The sequence below is a fragment of the Xanthomonas sp. Leaf148 genome (assembly GCF_001423585.1).
Lineage (GTDB): Bacteria > Pseudomonadota > Gammaproteobacteria > Xanthomonadales > Xanthomonadaceae > Xanthomonas.
In genome coordinates, this window is record NZ_LMOP01000009.1 from 96,503 (window position 1) to 115,487 (window position 18,985).

The 18,985-nt window shown below is 65.2% G+C and carries 12 protein-coding genes and 1 other RNA gene; 10 read left to right on the forward strand and 3 right to left on the reverse strand.

From position 1 onward, the window contains the following. Positions 1-11 precede the first annotated feature (11 nt). From ASF90_RS12750 to ASF90_RS12795, 10 genes are all read left to right on the forward strand, one after another. A complete protein-coding gene (locus tag ASF90_RS12750; protein WP_055850582.1) occupies positions 12-902 on the forward strand; it encodes a GGDEF domain-containing protein in 891 nt (296 codons plus the stop codon). 110 nt (positions 903-1,012) lie between these two features. Continuing rightward, complete coding sequence (locus tag ASF90_RS12755; RefSeq protein WP_193552582.1) at positions 1,013-2,962, forward strand: M1 family metallopeptidase; 1,950 nt, start codon at positions 1,013-1,015, stop codon at positions 2,960-2,962. A 442-nt stretch (positions 2,963-3,404) separates the two neighbouring features. Next, a complete protein-coding gene (locus ASF90_RS12760; RefSeq protein ID WP_055850589.1) occupies positions 3,405-4,124 on the forward strand; it encodes a hypothetical protein in 720 nt (239 codons plus the stop codon). Between the two features lie 3 nt (positions 4,125-4,127). Beyond that, entirely contained in the window at positions 4,128-4,757 is a 630-nt protein-coding gene (locus tag ASF90_RS12765) for an HAD family hydrolase (protein WP_055850591.1), read from the forward strand. Between the two features lie 852 nt (positions 4,758-5,609). Next, a complete protein-coding gene (locus ASF90_RS12770) occupies positions 5,610-7,625 on the forward strand; it encodes a methanol/ethanol family PQQ-dependent dehydrogenase (RefSeq protein WP_323519027.1) in 2,016 nt (671 codons plus the stop codon). Continuing rightward, positions 7,622-9,397 carry a quinoprotein dehydrogenase-associated putative ABC transporter substrate-binding protein gene (locus tag ASF90_RS12775; protein ID WP_055850594.1) on the forward strand — a complete coding sequence of 592 codons (1,776 nt, stop codon included), beginning with the start codon at positions 7,622-7,624 and terminating at the stop codon, positions 9,395-9,397. The genes ASF90_RS12770 and ASF90_RS12775 overlap by 4 nt, the downstream gene beginning before the upstream one ends. A gap of 25 nt (positions 9,398-9,422) precedes the next feature. Then, on the forward strand, positions 9,423-10,073 hold the full coding sequence (locus ASF90_RS12780; RefSeq protein WP_055850597.1) for a c-type cytochrome: 651 nt from the start codon (positions 9,423-9,425) through the stop codon (positions 10,071-10,073). Then, the gene (locus ASF90_RS12785) at positions 10,070-11,140 is read left to right on the forward strand and encodes a beta-propeller fold lactonase family protein (RefSeq protein WP_055850600.1); all 1,071 of its coding nucleotides are present in this window, start codon (positions 10,070-10,072) and stop codon (positions 11,138-11,140) included. Before ASF90_RS12780 ends, ASF90_RS12785 begins: the two co-directional genes overlap by 4 nt. 35 nt (positions 11,141-11,175) lie before the next feature. Beyond that, positions 11,176-12,282 carry an S-(hydroxymethyl)glutathione dehydrogenase/class III alcohol dehydrogenase gene (locus tag ASF90_RS12790; RefSeq protein WP_055850603.1) on the forward strand — a complete coding sequence of 369 codons (1,107 nt, stop codon included), beginning with the start codon at positions 11,176-11,178 and terminating at the stop codon, positions 12,280-12,282. A 10-nt stretch (positions 12,283-12,292) separates the two neighbouring features. Then, positions 12,293-14,725, forward strand: a complete 2,433-nt coding sequence (locus tag ASF90_RS12795) for a TonB-dependent receptor (RefSeq protein WP_236699267.1) — start codon at positions 12,293-12,295, stop codon at positions 14,723-14,725. Positions 14,726-15,347: 622 nt separating this feature from the next. On the opposite strand, the gene ASF90_RS12800 is transcribed toward ASF90_RS12795, so the two are convergent. From ASF90_RS12800 to ASF90_RS12805, 3 genes are all read right to left on the reverse strand, one after another. Beyond that, on the reverse strand, positions 15,348-17,321 hold the full coding sequence (locus ASF90_RS12800; RefSeq protein ID WP_055850605.1) for a sigma-54-dependent Fis family transcriptional regulator: 1,974 nt from the start codon (positions 17,319-17,321) through the stop codon (positions 15,348-15,350). A gap of 225 nt (positions 17,322-17,546) precedes the next feature. Next, positions 17,547-17,621: non-coding RNA, sX9 sRNA (locus tag ASF90_RS22335), on the reverse strand. A 326-nt stretch (positions 17,622-17,947) separates the two neighbouring features. Further along, positions 17,948-18,880, reverse strand: coding sequence for a carbohydrate kinase family protein (locus ASF90_RS12805; RefSeq protein WP_005990298.1), 933 nt, complete (start codon positions 18,878-18,880; stop codon positions 17,948-17,950). Between the last annotated feature and the right edge of the window lie 105 nt (positions 18,881-18,985).

Here is an 18,985-nt window from a genome sequence, read left to right on the forward strand (position 1 = left end):
CGGAGAGTTGGATGCGCTTATACGCCGGGCTCTCGCGTGTGTTTCCCCGTTCCTTCAGCGCCAAGTTGCTGGCGGTGACCTTTGTCGGGATTCACCTGCCGCTGCTGTTGTTGATCGCGTGGCTGGCATCGCAAAGCGAGCTGGAAGGGCAGCTGTTGTGGTCGGTGATCATCGTCGCCCTGCTGGCCACGCTGGCGGGCACCGCCTTGACGCTGTCTGCCTTGTATCGCCTGCTGGCGCCGTTGCGCATCGCCGCCGATGCGCTGGATACCTACTACGCCGATCAGCGTCTGCCCAGCCTGCCGGAGCATGGCGACGATGAGCTGGGGCGCCTGCTGCGCGGGATCAATCGCAGCCTGCGCGGGATCGACGCCGGCATGCGCGATCTCAAGAAGCATGCCCTGTTCGACCCACTCACCGAGGCGCTGAACCGGCGCGGCTGCGAACAGGCGATGCGCGATTCGGTCACCGCCTCCCAACGCGAAGGTTGGCCGTTCGTGTTGTTCGTGCTGGACATGGACAACCTCAAGCAGATCAACGACCGCTTCGGGCATCTGGCCGGCGACCGCGTGCTGGTGCGTTTGGTGGAGTCGGCCTACGGCTGGCTGGGCGCGCAGGACTGGATCGGACGCTGGGGCGGCGATGAATTCCTGATCGGCGTGCACGCCAGCGAAGACGAGGCCACGCTCAAGCTCAATCAGTGGCTGTCGATGCTTGAACGCGAAGACGGCGAAGAAGCGCCGTTGCATCTGAGTGCCGGCAGCGCGGTCTGCGAGCAAGGCGTGGACGCCACCGAGCTGTATCGGCGCGCGGATGCGGCGATGTATCGCGCCAAGTTTTCCGGCGGCCGGCGTCTGGTGCGCGACGGCCACGACACCTCGCGCATTCACCCGGTGACATAAGCGCCGACGGGGCGGTACAGCGGCAATCTGCAGGCGGTTGTTGCCGACTGCACGGGCAGGCATCGGCGCGGAGCGCTAAAATGTCCGATTCCCTTGCTGCGGTGCCGTCGATGCGCTTCCCGTACCTGTCGCTGTCCCTGGCCGTCTCCATTGCGCTGGCCGGCTGTTCCAACGAATCCACATCGCCGGCTGCCACCACCGCTGCGCCGGCCGCCACCGCCAAGGCCCCCGTGAAAGCAGACGCCCGCAACCACGACGAAAGTTCCTACGCCCAGCCCGACCAGGTGGTCATCAAGGATCTGGCGCTGGACCTGAAGCTGGATTTCGACAGCAAGCAGATCGGCGGCACCGCGACCTACACGCTGGAGTGGAAGAACAAGGCTGCCAAACAGCTGGTGCTGGACACGCGCGAACTGAGCATCGCGCAGGTGCAGGCCGACGATGGCAAGGGCGGCCTGTCGCCATTGCAATTTGTGCTGGCGCCGGCCGACAAGACCTTCGGCAGCAAGCTCACCATCGAAACCCCGAACCAGCCAGGCAAGGTCGTGATCACCTATCACACTGCGCCGACCGCGTCGGGCCTGCAGTGGCTGGAGCCGTCGATGACCGAAGGCAAACAGCTGCCTTTCATGTTCAGTCAGTCGCAGGCGATCCACGCGCGCAGCTGGGTGCCGCTGCAGGACACCCCGAGCGTGCGCTTCACCTATAGCGCGCACGTGACCTCGCGCCCGGACGTGATGGTGCTGATGAGCGCCGACAACGACCCCAAGGCCGCGCGCGATGGCGATTACAGCTTCAAGATGCCCGAGCCGATTCCGTCCTATCTGCTGGCCATTGCCGCCGGCGATGTGGTGTTCAAGCCGATTTCCGCGCGCTCGGGCGTGTGGGCCGAGCCGTCGATGGCCGACAAGGCCGCCAAGGAATTCGAAGACACCGAAAAGATGATCGGTGCCGCCGAAAAACTCTACGGCCCGTATCGCTGGGGCCGTTACGACATGCTGGTGCTGCCGCCTTCGTTCCCGTTCGGCGGCATGGAAAATCCGCGCCTGACTTTCGCCACGCCCACCGTGATCGTCGGCGACAAGTCGCTGGTGTCGCTGGTCGCGCACGAGCTGGCGCATAGCTGGTCCGGCAATTTGGTGACCAACGCCAGCTGGAAGGACATCTGGCTCAATGAAGGCTTTACCACTTACGTGCAGGGCCGCATCACCGAAGCGTTGTACGGCGCGGAAATGGCCGAGATGGAGCGCGAGATCGACCAGGGCGATCTGCTGGCCGAAGTGAAAGATATGCCGCCGGCCGACCAGACCCTGGCCCTGCCGCCGCTGGCGCAGCGCGACCCCGACGAAGCCTTGAGCCAGGTCGCTTACGTCAAGGGCGCGTGGTTCCTGCAGTTCCTGGAGCAGCGTTTTGGCCGCGAGGTGTTCGACCCGTTCCTGCGTGGCTGGTTCGACGATCACGCGTTCCAGAGCGCGACCACCGACCAGTTCGTCGATTATCTGCAGAAGAACCTGCTCGCCAAGCATCCCAACACGGTCAGCGCCGCTGAGGTGGATGCCTGGTTGAAGCAGCCGGGCATCCCGGCCTTTGCGGCCAAGGCACGCTCGCGCAGCTTCTCGATCGTGGACACCGCGCGTATCGCCTGGAGTGGTAGCGGCACGCTACCCAACAAGCAGGTCACCAGCGAATGGGGCACGCAGGAATGGGTGCATTTCCTCAGCGGCATGGGCGCCACCTTGAAGCCCGAACAGCTCAAGCAGCTGGACGATGCCTATCACTTTACCGGCACGCCGAACGGCGAGATCGCGATGCGCTGGTATCCGTTGGCGATCCGCAGCGGTTACACCGACGCACGTCCTGCCGCCGGTGAGTTCATCGAGCGAGTGGGCCGCCGCAAGCTGGTGTTGCCGATCTACGCCGAACTGTTGAAAACCCCGGATGGCATCGCGTTTGCCGAACAGGCCTTCGAAAAAGCCAAGCCCAGCTATCACCCGATCACCACCGCCTCGGTGGCCGAGATGATTGCCAAGGCCAAGGCAGCGCCGCCCGCGCAGCCGTGATGACAGGGGAGGGCGTTGCGGACGCCCTCCCGTCGCGGCGCAAACCCCGCCGTAGGAGCGCACCCGGGCGCGATGGTGCATTACCAGTAAAGCCCCATCGCGCCCGGGTGCGCTCCTACGTGTGGCGATCGATGCCGAAGTGCTGAAAACCCCGGACGGCAGTGCATTCGCCGGACAGGCCTTCGAAAAAGCCAAGCCAGCTATGCCAGCGCAGCCGTGATGGCAAGGGAGGACGTTGCGGACGCCCTCCCGTCGCGGCGCAAACCCCGCCGTAGGAGCGCACCCGGGCGCGATGGTGCATTACCAGTAAAGCCCCATCGCACCCGGGTGCGCTCCTACGGGTCCGGTGGTGGTGCAGTCACTGCGACACCTATCACCCTGCCGATCTATCGCACATGGACAGGCTGGTATCGTTATCGCTGAATTCGCCCTGGAGTCGACGATGAAGTATCTGTTGAGCGCGGTCTTGTGCGTCGCGGCCCTGAGTGCCTGTACCGACCGCGAGGCGCAACGCAAGGCGCAGGAAACCGCGCAGGCGCAGGCGAAAGAAACCCAGGCCGATGCGCTCGCCAAGCAGTACGACGAAGCCGTCCAGGCGCAGAACTGGGACATGGCGCGTGCACATGGCGCGGCCTTGCTCGAAGGCTATGCCGGTACGGCGGCCGCAACGCGTATCGAACCCGGGTATGCCGACATCAAGGCCAAGGGCGAACAGGCGCGCGAGCTGCGCCGCATGCAGGCGCTCTGGCAGTACTCGCAGGTGCCCGCAAAGGGCGGCACGCAGCGCTCGGCCATGATCGATGCCAAGGAGCGCGTGGATGTGGATGGCAGCGGGCCCAAGCCGGTGAGCCTGGTGTTCCGCGATCATCCGCAGTGGAAGCGTCACAGCTATCTCGTGCTCAAGGCCGGCGACTTCAATTGCTACGGCGGCTGCAAGGTGCAGGTCTCCGCCGATGGCGGCGCACCACGTGCGATGGCCGCGCATCGCCCCGACACCGACGAGGCGATCGCCATGTTCATCGACGACGACAAAGCGTTGTGGAAAGTGGTGCGCAACGCCAAGCGCATCAGCATCGCCTTCCCGGTCAAGGCCGGCGGCACGCGGACTGCGGAGTTCGACGTGGGCGGGCTGGATACCACCCAGATGCCGGGCTGGAAATAATCCATGGATGGCGCAAGCGCAGCCCGACTACCGTTGTCCGCCTACCGGCATTGGGTGTTCGACATGGATGGCACGCTCACTGTGCCGGTGCACGATTTCGCGTTGATCCGGCGCGAGTTGGAGATCCCACCCGAAGACGACATCCTGCATCATCTGGCCGCATTGCCCTCCGAGCAGGCGCAGGCCAAGCACGCCTGGTTGCTGGAGCACGAGCGCGCCCTGGCTGAAGCGGCGCAGCCGGCGCCCGGTGCGCAAGAAGTGGTGCGCGCGCTGCACGCCGATGGCTGCCGCCTCGGCGTGCTGACCCGCAACGCACGCAGCCTGGCGCAGATAACGCTGGAGGCAATCGGCCTGGGCGATGCCTTCGCCTGGGACGACGTTGTCGGCCGCGACGAGGCCGCGCCCAAGCCCGCGCCCGACGGCCTGCAGTATTTCCAGCAGCGGTGGGCAGTGAGCGCCACTGCATTGCTCATGATTGGCGACCACCACAACGACCTGGCCTGCGGCCGCGCCGCTGGCGCAGCGACCGTGCTGGTCAACACCCCTGGCGACCCCTGGCCCGGCCTGGCCGATTGGCGCCTGCGCGATTGCAGCGAACTGTTACAGCGCTGGCAGGCCCGCGTAGACGGCTGACGTTGCATCAGTCGCGTCTCGGCGCCGGGAGAGCAATGACGCTGGACCCGCCTTGCACGCGTCGATCAACCAATCGCCCCTCTCCTCGCGGGAGAGGGGTTGGGGTGAGGGTACGGGGGCGAAGCCCTGGTGCTGCTTCAACTGCATGAGGCTGCGCCCGTACCCTCATCCGCCCCTTCGGGGCACCTTCTCCCGAGGGGAGAAGGAACAGGCGCGTGCTCCCGAGGGGAGAGGAATAAGTGCGTGGCGCCGCGCTCTAGCCCCTCTCCCCGCGGGAGAGGGGTTGGGGTGAGGGTACGGACCAAGCGCCGTCCGTCAGATCCCCAGGATCTCGCTTCAAAAGCGCACGACGGCAAACGCATCGACGGCGGTAGCAGGGCACCCCTCGTCCGCCCGTCGGGCGCATTTCTCCAACGGCGAAACAAACGCAGGTGTCGGCGTGCTCGGCTCGTTGTCTTTAGTCTTTGTCTTTGCTGGTGGACAGCAACGTCGCCAATTCGTTGCCATCTCATTCGCCGCCATCTCCAGAAACCCTAGGCTCCGGAAAACATCCGGCGTCATACCGACCAGGTGTTTCCGCGGCGTACCACCGAAGCGCCTCCGCCCAATCTGTTCCATCGCTGCTACAGCACGCTCGACGCAAAGTGTGCCAAATCCGATACAACTCTCGCGCCGCATTCACTGCGTCCATACAAAGCCCTGACACAGCAAGGTGTTGCGACGCAACAACGCACTGGCACGCGCTGTGCTCTGTCCTATCGCGGTACCCACCCGTTTGCGCCGTCGTTGCGTGCATCAAACGCCAGTGGCTGTTCGTTCGATTGGATTGTTCACCGAGAGGGGTAGACGCATATGCACCAATCTTCCTGTCGCAGCGTCCGCAGCGGCGCGCTGCTGATGCTTGCGCTGAGCGCTGTGTTGGCCGGTTGCAAAAAAGAAACGCCGGCAGAAACCGCGGCGCCCGCACCTGCAGCCACTCCCGCCGCGGCGCCAGCCGCCGCCGTGGTCGATACCGATAGCGAATTCACCGCCAACGCCAGCAATGCCGACAACTGGGGTGGCGTGGGTCGCGATTTCGCATTGACCCGGCACAGCCCGCTAGCCGAAATCAATCGCGACAACGTCAAGAACCTGAAGATGTCGTGGGAAATGAAGACCGACGCCACGCGCGGCCACGAAGGCCAGCCGCTGGTGATCGGCAGCATCATGTACATGGTCAGCGCGTATCCGAACAACGTATTCGCGATCGACCTGGCCGCGCAGGAGGACGGTGGCAAGGTGTTGTGGAAATACACCCCGCAACAGGACGAACGCTCAGTGGCGGTGGCCTGCTGCGATACCGTCAACCGCGGTGCGTCGTATGCCGATGGCAAGCTGGTGTTCGGCAGCCTGAGCGGCGATGTGATTGCGCTCGATGCCAAGACCGGCAAGGAAGTGTGGAAGCAGAAACTCGCGCACCCGGACAAGGGCGAAACCATCACCATGGCGCCGATCATCGCCGATGGCAAAGTGGTGGCCGGGATCAGCGGAAACGAGTTCGGCGTGCTCGGGCGCGTGGCGGCTTACAACCTGTCCGATGGCAAGCAGTCATGGTCCTGCGATGCCGCCGGTACCGACAAGGCGATCTGCCTGGGGCCGGACTTCAATAAGGCCAATCCGCAACACGGCCAGCTCGGCGATCTGGGCATCAAGACCTTCCCCAACGACGAATGGAAGCGCGGTGGCGGTGCGGCCTGGGGCTGGTACAGCTACGACCCGAAGTTGAAGCTGGTCTATTACGGCACCGGTAATCCCGGTCTGTGGAGCCCGTCGTATCGCTGCGGCAAGACCTCGCATGAGGAGTGCAACAACGGCGAGCACGACAACAAATGGTCGATGACGCTGTTCGCGCGCAAGATCGATACCGGCGAAGCGGTGTGGGGCTATCAGAAGACCCCGTTCGACCAGTGGGATTACGACGGCATCAACGAGCCGATCCTGGTCGATCTGACCATCGACGGCAAGGAAGTTCCATCGGTGGTGCAGTTCGATCGCAACGGCTTTGCCTACGTGCTCGATCGTCGCGACGGCACCCTGCTGCGCGCACACAAGTTCGTGCCGGCCAACTGGGCCGAACGCATCGACATGAAGACCGGTCGCCCGGTAAAAGTGGCGGCGCATTCCCCGCTGGAACGCGGCAAGAAAGTGCAGGCATTCCCGTCAGCAATGGGCGGCAAGGATCAGCAGCCGTGCTCGGTGGATCCGGCCAATTCGGCGGTGTTTTTCTGCGGTACCAATAACTGGCACATGGAACTGGAACCGCAGGAACGCGGCAACACCATGATGGGCCTGCCGTATGTGTTCGCCAACGTGATGATGAAGCCCAATGAGCCGGGCGCGCTGGGTATCGTCAAGGCGTTCGACGTGGTGGAAGGCAAGTCCAAGTGGGAGATCAAGGAGAAGTTCCCGGTGTGGAGCGGCACCCTGGTCACCGATGGCGGGCTGGTGTTCTACGGCACGCTCGACGGCTGGTTCCGTGCGGTGGACAAGGACACCGGCAAGAAGCTGTGGGAGATGAAGCTGCCGTCCGGCATCATCGGTAACCCGATCGCGTACAAGGCCAATGGTCACCAGTACGTGGCGGTGTTCTCGGGCATTGGTGGCTGGATCGGTCTGCCGGTGGCTGCCGGTCTGGATCCTGCCGATCCGTACGGCGCGCTGGGTGCTGCCGGGCTGGCGTTCGGCGCCGGCTTCGACAAGATCCCGCTCGGTGGCATGGTGCACACCTTCCGTATCGATGGCGCCGGCAAGACGGTGACCGCCACGGCAACCGCTACTGCGGCCGCCGGTGGTGGCACCGCAAATGCAGCAGCGAAGACTGCACGATGAGATCCACGCAAGGCGTTGGACGCACACGTCGGCAGATCACTGCCGGCGTGTGCGGCATGACCCGGCACCTGCGCAAGGTGCTGGTGGTTTGCAGCCTCGGACTCGTCGCCGCAGGCTGCACACGCGAGCCGTCTTCACCGACGGCTCGCGCTTCTGATTCCGATGTGGCGCCCGCAGCGGCGCCTGCATCCACTGCAGCGTCAGCCTCCGCGCAGACGCCCGCAAACACGCCGCCGCCTGCGCCCGATCCGACGGTGCTGCGTGTGTGTGCCGACCCGGGCAACATGCCGTTGTCCAACAAGGCTGGCGAAGGCTTCCAGAACAAGATTGCACAAGTCGTCGCCGATGCGATGGGCCGTCGCCTGGAATACGAATGGCGCACCTATTACCAGCGCGGGCTGGCGCGCAGCACCATCAACGCAGGCCGCTGCGATCTGCTGATGGATCTCAACAGCGACTTCGAGCAGGGGCTGACCACACGCCCGGTGTATCGCTCGGCCTATGTGCTGGTGACGCGCAAAGGTTTGAATCTGGTGCCCACATCGCTGGATGATCCGGCGTTGAAAAAACTGCGGCTGGGCGTGTTTCAGAGCTCGCCCGCGCGGCAGGCTCTATACGAGCACGGCATCAGTGGCGAAGTGCAATACCTGTTCTACGACTCGGCCACCGCACCGGAAGAACATCCGGGCAAGCTGGTGGAGCGGGTGGCCGCCAATGAACTGGATGCGGCCGAATCCTGGGGCCCGGTGGCCGGTTACTACGCTGCGCGTAGCAATCTGGGCGTGGTGCCGTTGAACACCATCGACGACGCGGTACTGGAATACTCGATGGCGTGGGCGGTGTCGCGCAAAAACGCCGCATTGCGCGATGCGCTGAACACTGCACTGCAAGACAATGCGGTAAAGATCGCCGAGATCTTGCGCAGTTATCACGTGCCGCTGGTGCGTTGCAGCGAGTGCATCGTGGCTGGCGATCTGCCGTCGCATGGGCCGTACGCCACACCGACCTCCGCCTCGACTGCGCCGAGCCCTGCTGCGTCGTCGCAGGAGCTGGCGCAGTTGCAGTTACGCATCGCCGATGGTGCTGACCCCAACCAGGAGCTGGCGCATGCGCTGGATGCCGGCGACGCAGTGCGTGCGGCCTGGTTGTTGCGGCATGGCGCCGATGCCAACACGCCCAACCTGCTCGGTGAGCCGCCATTGCATCAGGCCATCCGCAATCAGGAACCGGATCTGGTCGGGTTGTTGCTGGATGCCGGCGCGCGCCTGGATGCGCGCGATGCCAGCGGTTGGACTGCGCTGATGAAAGCCGCATGGGCCAACGATGCCGATAGCGTGACCCGGCTGGTGGGCAAACGCGCGCCGATCGATACGGTGTCCGGCGATGGCTGGAGCGCACTGGATCTGGCGGTCTCGTATGCCGACGCCAGTGTGGTGCAGGCACTGCTGGCCGCGGGGGCGAATGTGAAGCGTGCCAATCCCACCGGATTCACCCCGGTGATGTTCGCAGTGGCGCGCGACGACCCCGCCATTCTCGATGCGCTGGTTGCACGCGGCGCCGACGTGAGACATGCCAATCAGGCGGGTGTCACCGCCTTGATGCTGGCCGCAGCCGCCGGGCGCGAGGACGTCGCCAAGCGTCTGCTGGCGGCCGGTGCCGACCCTGCGGCGCGCAACCGCGATGGCAAGACCGCCGCGACGTTGGCGCAGGACCGCGGCGATGCCGCGTTGGCTGCACTGCTCAGCGAGGCCAAGCGCCCTTCCAGACGCTGAGCGTTTCATCCACCGCGTGCACGGGGTGCGCGGTGTTCCCTCCGATCAGAAAGGTTCGTTCATGCGTAAGTCCACCGTGGGTTGTATCGATCGTTCCATGCGCGCAGCGCTCTGCGCGTTGTTGCTGAGCACACTGCTGACCGCGTGCGGAAAAGAGACTCCGCCGGCACCGGCGCCCGACGCGGCGCCATCGCCCGCCGCCAGCGCACCGGCCGCCGATGCCGCAGCGCCACCGCCGCCTGCAACTGCCTCCGCAGCGATGCCCAATCCGGCCGCAGGCCCTGCGCCGGATCCGGCCACGCCGCCTGCACCCCCGGCCGCGGTGACGCCGATCCCGAAGGGACCGGAGGTCAAGGTCACTCCTGAGCTGATCGCCGAAGGCAAGAAGATCTATTTCTCTGCCGGCTGCAATGCCTGCCACGGCGGTACCGGTGGCGGCGGCATGTGCCCGCCGTTGACCAATGACATCTGGGTCTACGGCAGCGATGACGACACCCTGCGCACGCTTATCAGCGAAGGCACCGCAGCCATGATCACGCACGGCAAGACGCGCATCGGGCATGAAAGAGTGGTGGGGCAGATGCCGCCGTTTGCACCGGTGCTCAAGCCGGGCGACACCGAAAAACTGCTGGCCTTCATCCATTCGATCAACAAGACCGCGGGCAAGGCGCAATGAAGCAAGGCGCACTGCGCTCGGCGATCGGTCGCTGGCGGCGCACCTGTGCAGTGATTGCATCGGGTGCGTTGCTGTTGGCCGCCGGTTGCCAGCGCGATGCGGCCGCACCGGATGCTGCAGCCACTGCATCGCCTGCTGCGCCCACCAGTGCGGCGCCGGCGCCGGCAGCATCGCCGGTGTTGGCGTACGTGCCCAACCAACGCAGCGGCACGGTGTCGGTGATCGACACCGGCACCGATACGGTGGTGCGCACGCTCAGTGCGCAAGGCCAGCTCGGCAAGCGTCTGCAGCAGGTGTTGCCCGGCCCGCAGGGGCATCTATATTTGATCGATGCCGAGCATCACCGGTTGATCGAACTCGACACCGCCAAGGACACGGTATTGCGGCAAGTGGACATCGGCGAAAACGCCGAAGGCATCGCGTTGTCGCCCGATGGCACGCAGTTCGCCGTGTGCGTGGAAGGGCAGAACCAGGTGATGTTGATCGATGCGGCGCAGTTCCGTGTGCAGCAGGTCATCGCCACGCGTGGGCAGGCGCCGGAGCATTGCGCTTACACGCCCGATGGGAAGTGGCTGTTCACCAGCAACGAAGGTTCCAACGACATGGACATGATCGAGCTGGCCACGCGTCAGTCGCGCGGCGTGGTCGCCACCAGCGGCCATCCGCGCGGCATGGCGTTCGCACCCGATGGCCGCAGCGTCTATATCGCGCAGGAAACTGCCAACGTGGTGGATGTGATCGACCTGCAGACCCGTACGCGCCGCGCCAGTTTGCCGGCCGGCGTGCGCACTGCCGGCGTGACACTGTCGGCCGACGGCACGCGGCTGTATGCATCCAACGGCGGTGCCGGCACGGTCAGCGTGATCGATACCACCACTGCACGCAGTCTGGCCGAGATTCCGGTCGGATTACGGCCCTGGAATCCGGCGCTAACTCCCGCCGGCGACAAGTTGTACGTGGCCAATGGCCGCTCCAATACCGTGAGCGTGATCGATACCGCGAGCATGCGCGAACTCAAACAGATCCCCGTCGGCGAACTGCCGTGGGGCGTGGTCATCGCGCGCTGAGTGCCGGCCATGCCGATACGCGCCGGGGAGGCGGGATGAAGACACGCGCTGCGGTCGCCTGGGGCCCGCATCAGCCGTTGACCATCGAAGAGGTGGACCTGCAGCCGCCGCGCCCCGGCGAAGTGCTGGTGCGGCTGGTTGCCACCGGCATCTGCCACGGCGATGCGCATGCGCTGGCGCACGGGCATGCGAGCAGCTTTCCTGCAATTTTGGGCCAGGAGGGCGCGGGGATTGTCGAAGACGTGGGCATCGGCGTGACCAGCGTGCGTGCCGGCGATCATGTCATCCCGCTGTACATGCCCGAATGCGGCGTCTGCAAGTTCTGCCGCTCCGGGCGCACCAACCTGTGCCAGGCGATTCGCAGCAGTCAGGAACGTGGCTTGATGCCCGACGGCAGCAGCCGGTTTTCATTGAACGGGCGTCCGATCCTGCACCACATGGGCACCAGTACGTTTTCCGAATACACCGTGTTGCCGGAGATCGCGGTGGCGCGCATCCATCCGGACGCGGCACTGGATCAGGTCTGCCTGCTCGGTTGCACGGTCACCACCGGCGTTGGCGCAGTGCTCAACAGCACGCATGTACGGCCGGGCGATTGCGTGGCGGTCTTCGGGCTGGGCGGGATCGGCCTGTCGGTGGTGCAGGGCGCGGTGCTGGCGCGGGCGGGGCGCATCATTGCGGTGGATATCGACCCGGGCAAGTTCGCATTGGCGCGCGCGCTGGGTGCCACCGATTGCCTGGACCCGCGCGACTACGGCGCACCGATCCAGCAAGTGATCGTGGACCTCACCGATGGCGGCGCCGACCACAGTTTCGAATGCGTGGGCGATGTCGGTGCGATGCGTGCGGCACTGGAGTGCTGCCACAAGGGCTGGGGCGAGAGCGTCATTCTCGGCGTGGCCGACGATGCGCAAGAGATCAGCACGCGGCCGTTTCAGTTGGTGACCGGCCGGGTGTGGCGTGGCAGCGCGTTCGGCGGGGTGAAAGGACGCAGCGAGTTGCCAGGCTATGTGGAGCGTTATCTGCATGGCGAGATCCAGTTGGCACCGCTGATCACGCGTACCCTGGCATTGGACGACATCAATCAGGCGCTGGCGGATCTGCGCGCGGCGCGCGGCATCAAATCGATCGTGCTGTATTGAAGGAGACGACATGACGTCGACGCATGACTTGCTGGGCCACCGCAGTACCTCGCCGCTTCGCACCGCTCGCCCTGGATGCGATGCACTGCAACGCCATCGGCTTGCCTGCGCCTGTGCAGCGCTGCTGTGCGCTGGCACGATCGGCCCCGCACTGGCCGACGGCACCCCGCAAGTCACCTGGCTGGATCGCATCGAAGTCACTGCCACGCCCATCCCCGGCACCACCATCGACGCGGCGCAATTGCCGTACATGGTGCAATCGGCGACCAATGCGGAGTTGTCGCGTGGGCGCAGCAACAACATCAGCGATCTGCTGCAGCGGCGGTTTGTCGGTGTGGATGGCAACGATGTGCAGGGCAGCGCATTTCAGAATGACCTAACCTTCCATGGCTTTCGCGCATCGGCCTTGCCGGGCGCTTCGCAAGGTGTGTCGGTGTATCTGGACGGCGTCCGCGTCAACGAACCGTTCGCCGATATCGTCAGCTGGGACATGCTGCCCGAATCCGCCATCACCGCCGTCACCCTGATGCCCGGTTCCAACCCGTTATTCGGGCCGAATACGCTCGGCGGCGCGGTAGTGCTGTCCACCGCATCCGGACTCACTGCACCGGGACTGCAAGGCGAACTGAGTATCGGCAGCGGCGCGCGCAAGCGGCTGGATGCCAGTTATGGCATTGCCGGCGGCGATGGCTGGCATGGCTTTATCGCAGTGACCGGCTTCGACGAAAACGGCTGGCGCGATGCCTCCGAAGGACGTCTGGGCACGGTGTTCGGCAAGCTCGGTCGGCAAGGCGATGACACCGACTGGAGTCTGTCGCTGCTGCACGGGCGCAGCCGCCTGATCGGCAATGGACTGTTGCCCGATACCAGCTACACCGACGAGGGGCCCGAGCCAGGCCTGTACCGTGCCGACCGCCGTGCGGTGTATACCTCACCCGATCTCACCCGCAATCGCAATACGTTGCTGACAGCGCAGCTAGATCACCGATTCGATGCGGACACCGCGCTGCATGCGCTAGCGTATTCGCGCGTTGGCCGGCGCGATACCGTCAATGGCGATATCGGCGAGGACTACGAAGAATTCGTCGAAGAATGCGCCTCCGGTTACGCCGCCGACGGCAGCGCGCTGGATGCCGATTGCGAGGTGGCGCGCGCCGACGCCGATGCGCTGCATACCGGCGCCCTCAACACCACCCAGATGCGGCAGGAAGCGCAGGGACTCGCGATCAACCTGAGCAAGCAATGGGGAGCGCATGCGCTCAGTGCCGGTGTCACCTTCGACCGCGGTCATGTGCGTTACCGGCAATTCGCCCGCGATGGTTGGGTGCAGCCGGACCGGTCGGTGCTGGCAGATCCCGATGTCGAGCGTGCGTTCTTCTCTGGTGTGCGCGGCAGCACCAAAACGCTGGGCGCCTTTGTGGCAGACACCTGGGAGCTGGACGCGGCCACTCATCTCACCGCCGCAGTGCGCTGGAACCGGGTGGTGGTCGACAACATCCTGTCCACCGCCGAGGACGGCGACCGCCCGCGCGAGCGCTTTGTCTACGCCAAGGCCAACCCATCGCTGGGGCTCACCCATCGGCTCGACTCCGGCCTCACCGTGTACGGCTCGGTGGCGCAGAACACGCGCGCGCCGACCGCGATCGAACTGGGGTGCGCAGACCCCACCCAGCCGTGCCGGCTGCCGACCGGCCTGCAGGCCGATCCGCGCCTGGAGCAGATCGTGTCGCGAACCTATGAGCTGGGCGCGCGTTGGTCGCCCTGGGCCGACAGCAACGCCACCGTGTCGGTGTACCGCGCCGACAATCGCGACGACATCTTGTTTTTGCGTGCGCCGGACACGCAGCTGGGCTACTTCGATAATGTAGGACGCACCCGCTATCAAGGCCTCGACGCTGCGCTGCATCTGCGCAGCGGCGATTGGCAATGGTCGGCCGGGTACAGCTATCTGGACGCGACCTATCGCAGCGACGGCGAACTGCTGTCCGGCGAGCGCGTGATCACGTTGCGGCCCGGTTTGCGGATTGCCGCGCTACCCCGGCATAACCTCAAGCTCGGGGTGGAGTGGCAGCGCGATGCGCTGACGCTGGGCGCCGGCGTGCGCGCGGTGTCCGGGCGCGTGGCCAGCGGCAACGAAGATGGGCAGGTCGACAATGCCGACGAGGGCGAGCCCGCACCGCAGCGCATCGATATCGGCACCGCCGGCTATGCGCTGGTCGACCTGCAGGCGCGTTGGGCCATCAGCACGCGCGTGTCGGTCTTTGCGCGTATCGACAACCTGTTCGATCGCCAGTACGCCACCTATGCTGCCGTGGCCGAAGATGTGTTCCCCGATGGCGAACTTGCCCGCCCGCAGAACGCGCCCGTCGAAACAGGCCCGGCACGCTTTCTGGCACCGGGCGTGACCAGGCAGTATTTGATCGGGCTGCGCTGGGCGTTGTGAGTTTGGGGCGGGGATTCGGGATTGGAGATTCATGAGGCGTCAGCACCAGCCGCGCTCCGCGCTATCTGGAGGGTCGCGCGTCGCGCTGGTCGGAGGCGCGGTGCCCTCACCGCTCGCGGGACACGCCGTGAACCCGTCCCTGGGGGCTCGGTGGCGGTATCCATGCCGCCACACGGTCCCGCAAGCGGCGAGGACACCGCACCAGAACGTTGGTCGGTGGTCGCGTGAAAGCCGCTTGTAGCGCGCTGCACATCAAACATTGCGCCGRCGCGTCACGATCCGACAACGCGCATCAAGCCCTGCTCCTACCGTGCATACCGACCATCTTCGCTGGTCCTTGCCCGCCCACCGTCGCGGGACCTTACGCGGCATGGATGCCGCGTAAGAGCCTCCAGGGACGGATTCACGGTGTGTCTCGTGATGGTGGGCGGGCAAGGACCCTGCAGCCAAGCCACAGATCATCCGCTCCGCAATCGCGGCAGGTAGCGTGCCACATGGCGCACCAAGCCACAGCGGTGCCGCCTGATGGCGAAAAAATAATTGTGTTAATCGCTCTAAATAGCAGCGCCAAGCCACCGCTTTGGCTTTGACGTATCCCCAATCCCAAATCCCCGCCCCTCCATCAGCCCGTATCCAACCCATGTTTGCGCAGCTTGCGATACAGCGTATTGCGGCTGATGCCCAGTGCGTCGGCGGTGCGGCTGACATTCCAGCGATGGCGTTCGAGTTGTTGCTGCAATACCAGGCGTTCGGCCTGATCCAGCGCCACCCGGCCCGGCATGTCGTCGGCCGCCACGGCACGGCCATCGACCAGGCACGGTGCGCTGCCGGCATCGACGATTTCCTGCGGCAGGTTCGGCAGGCGGATGACGCCGTCGCTGCATAACACCGCTGCGGTGCGCAGCACATTGCGTAACTGGCGCAGGTTGCCTGGCCAGGCGTAGCTGAGCAGTTTGTGCATCGCCTCTTCGCTGATGCGCACGCTGCGCTCTGCGTTTTCTTCGCGCAGCAAGGTGCGGATCAACTCCGCTTTATCGCTGCGCTCGCGCAGTGGGGGCAGATGCAACACCACGCCGTTTAGCCGGTAATACAAGTCCTCGCGAAATTCGCCTGCTGCCACGCGTTGCGCCAGGTCGCGATGGCTTGCGCTGATGACGTGCAGCTCCAGCGGCACCGCACGTTCGCTGCCCAGCGGGGTCACGCATTGTTCTTCCAGCACGCGCAGCAGGCGGCTCTGTAATGGCAATGGCATATCGCCGATTTCGTCCAGAAACAGCGTGCCGCCGCTGGCCTGCAGCAATTTGCCGTGCCGTCCTTCGCGCGCCGCATCGGTGAAGGCACCGCGTGCGTAACCGAACAACTCGCTTTCGATCAGCGCCTCGGGAATGGCGGCGCAATTGATCGCGACAAACGCGCCGCTGGCCCAGGGCGAGCCACGGTGCACCGCCTTGGCGAATTCTTCCTTGCCGGTGCCGGTGTCGCCACGCAGCAGGATCGAAACGCGGTGCGCGGCCAGTTTCAACGCATTGGCCAGGTTGTGGCGCATGCGCGGGTCCGAACCGACGTGCTCGCTTGGTTGCAATTCGGAATCCGGTGCGGCCTGCGCCGGCCCACCGACTGCCGGTAGCATCGGGCGGGCGCGTGGCGGGCGTACCAGCGCATAGAAACGCCGCCCGTGGCAGGCACAGCGGATCGACCACAGGGTGCCCGCGTCGCTGCCGGCCCGGTGTTCGATGGTGTCGAAGTCGAGCTGCATCACCTGCGAGATATCGCGACCCACCAACTGGCTGCGATCGATCTTGCCCAGTTGCTCCAGCACCGCTTCGTTGACCGCCAGCACGCGGCCATCGGCACCGATGGCGATCAACGCCTCGTGCAACAAGCCGGCAAATTCGGGGCGGCTGTGAAAGCGCAGGATGAACGCATGACCAAACTGATTGAGGAAATGCGAGCGCGAAATCTGTGCGGCCGACATGCTCACCAAGGCCACGGTATGGCGCTGGATCTGCTTGCTGTCCTGCGCATTGGGGGTGGACGCATCCAGCACCGCCAGCAGCCCCCCATGCGGGTCCAGGATCGGTGCGCCGCTGCACGACAGCGGTAAATGCCGGGTCAGATAGTGTTCGCCGCGATGCACGCTGACCGCCGTGCGCTCTGCCGCGCACGTGCCCAGACCGTTGGTTCCCTGGTGGCATTCGGCCCAGCTGGCGCCACAGAACAGCCCCGCCTGGCGGAACTCGCGCAGCAGGGTGGAGTCGTGCACGCTGTGCAGCACGGTGGCGTCGGCATCGCCAAAGATCACCGCATAGCCGCTGCCGGCGATCTGTTCGTACAGATTTTCCATTTCCACCTTGGCGATGCGCAGCACCTCGCCAAGCCGCTGCTGGCGCTCACGCACGTGCAGGGCGTCGTGCACCAACGGTTCGGGCGTTGCCTCGGGCAGCAGCGCGTAGTCGTCCAGGCAACGCCGCCACGACCGCGACAGCGGTGGCGCCAGCGGCGCAATATCGCGCAGCCGTCTGATCTGCCGGAGTACATCCGGTTCGATCTCCGGCAGCGTGATGGAAGGAGCGGCGACAACGCTTGGCTCGGACATGGGCCAGCGTTCCTCAGTGGACGCGAAACGTCAGTAGAGGCACAAACTGCTCCTATGCTCAAACCGCATTGCAGCAAACTGCGCCGCGCTGCTCGCAATACGTGCATCGATGAGGGCCGACGATGCCTGAGGCCATGACGGCGTTTTGGGCGATAAGGGTCGAGCTCGGTCGACGCGCAGCTCGCTCGGCGGAGCGAGGGAGCGTGCGCATTTAGCGCTGAGAGCGGCTAACAAAGCGCAGCCAGCGGTCGTCAGGCGGGTGTGGAGGGCGTGCTTAGAACCGGACTCTACGAGCGGTATGGCGCGCACCGAGCGCTGGCCGCGCCAGCCGCCTGGCGGCTGCGCAAGCAGTCTTTAGCGGGGCGCCCGCGTCGCGAGGGCCGCCGTGAGGCGGAGTACGGGCCGGCGCGGTGGCGCCGTTCGAAGCGAGTGTGTCGTTCGAGCTGCGCGAGGCATCGCGCAGACCGGCATCTGCCGCTGCGAGGCCCCTTCTTCCGAAGAGAGAAGGGGGACCTAGCCGGCGCCAGCGCCGGCATCGCAGATGCGGGCCGGGCGCCGAGCAAGCGCTGGCGTGGGAGCTGACGGTGCGCAGCCGAGGTGTCGCACCGATGCCGCTCCGGGCATTTCTACAGCGCGTAACCGAATTGCTGTTTGAACTGATCGTTGAATTCGGCGAAGTCGAAGCGCTGGTTCTGGGTGCCGGGGTGTTCCACCTTCAATGCGCCCATCAGATTGCCCATGCGCCCGATCGTCAGCCAGTCGTAGTTGTGCTGGATGCCGTAGATCAGGCCGGCGCGGAACGCATCGCCGCAGCCGGTGGGGTCGACCACGCGGCGCTCATGCGCCGGCGGAATGTCGTAGGTCTTCTCGGGCGTGTGCACCAGCGCGCCCTTCGGGCCCTGCGTAGTGATGTAGGCCTGCACGCGCGACACGATGTCCTTCTCGTTCCAGCCGGTGCGTTCCTGCAGCAGGTTGGACTCGTAGTCGTTGACCACCACGTAGTCGGCCTGCTCGATGAATTCACGCAGTTCCGGGCCGTTGAACAACGGCATCGCCTGGCCGGGGTCGAAGATGAAAGGAATACCGCCGGCAGCGAACTCTTCCGCGTTCTGGATCATGCCTTCGCGCCCGTCCGGGCCGACCAGGCCCAGGGTCACGCCCGGCACGTCGCGCACGTGGTTCTCGTAACTGCGCATCATCGCGCCCGGATGGAAGGCGGTGATCTGGTTGTTATCGTGATCGGTGGTGATGAACGCCTGCGGGGTGAACAGGTCATCGATGATCTTCACGCGCGACAGATCGATGCCCAGCGTTTCGAAATGTTCGCGGTACGGGCCGAAATCCTGGCCTACGGTGCCCATCGGAATCGGCGCGCCGCCGAGCAGATGCAGGTTGTAGGCAATGTTGCCGGCGCAGCCGCCGAACTCGCGGCGCATGCGCGGCACCAGGAACGACACATTCAGGATGTGCACCTTGTCCGGCAGGATGTGATTCTTGAACTGGTCCGGGAACACCATGATGGTGTCGTAGGCGAGGGAACCACAGATCAGTGCGGACATCGAGTCAGGCCTTTGCGTAAGGAAATACCCGCCAGTTGCCGGCATGGCGGCGGGACGGCGCCAACGCCGCGGCGCAAAGGGTAACGGCTGCGACCGATCAGAGCC

Bases quoted from the DNA above. Each gene is read 5' to 3' on its own strand.
- ASF90_RS12750 (WP_055850582.1), top strand. From the start codon at position 12: ATGCGCTTATACGCCGGGCTCTCGCGTGTGTTTCCCCGTTCCTTCAGC.
- ASF90_RS12755 (WP_193552582.1), top strand. From the start codon at position 1,013: ATGCGCTTCCCGTACCTGTCGCTGTCCCTGGCCGTCTCCATTGCGCTG.
- ASF90_RS12760 (WP_055850589.1), top strand. From the start codon at position 3,405: ATGAAGTATCTGTTGAGCGCGGTCTTGTGCGTCGCGGCCCTGAGTGCC.
- ASF90_RS12765 (WP_055850591.1), top strand. From the start codon at position 4,128: ATGGATGGCGCAAGCGCAGCCCGACTACCGTTGTCCGCCTACCGGCAT.
- ASF90_RS12770 (WP_323519027.1), top strand. From the start codon at position 5,610: ATGCACCAATCTTCCTGTCGCAGCGTCCGCAGCGGCGCGCTGCTGATG.
- ASF90_RS12775 (WP_055850594.1), top strand. From the start codon at position 7,622: ATGAGATCCACGCAAGGCGTTGGACGCACACGTCGGCAGATCACTGCC.
- ASF90_RS12785 (WP_055850600.1), top strand. From the start codon at position 10,070: ATGAAGCAAGGCGCACTGCGCTCGGCGATCGGTCGCTGGCGGCGCACC.
- ASF90_RS12790 (WP_055850603.1), top strand. From the start codon at position 11,176: ATGAAGACACGCGCTGCGGTCGCCTGGGGCCCGCATCAGCCGTTGACC.
- ASF90_RS12795 (WP_236699267.1), top strand. From the start codon at position 12,293: ATGACGTCGACGCATGACTTGCTGGGCCACCGCAGTACCTCGCCGCTT.
- ASF90_RS12800 (WP_055850605.1), bottom strand. From the start codon at position 17,321: ATGTCCGAGCCAAGCGTTGTCGCCGCTCCTTCCATCACGCTGCCGGAG.
- ASF90_RS12805 (WP_005990298.1), bottom strand. From the start codon at position 18,880: ATGTCCGCACTGATCTGTGGTTCCCTCGCCTACGACACCATCATGGTG.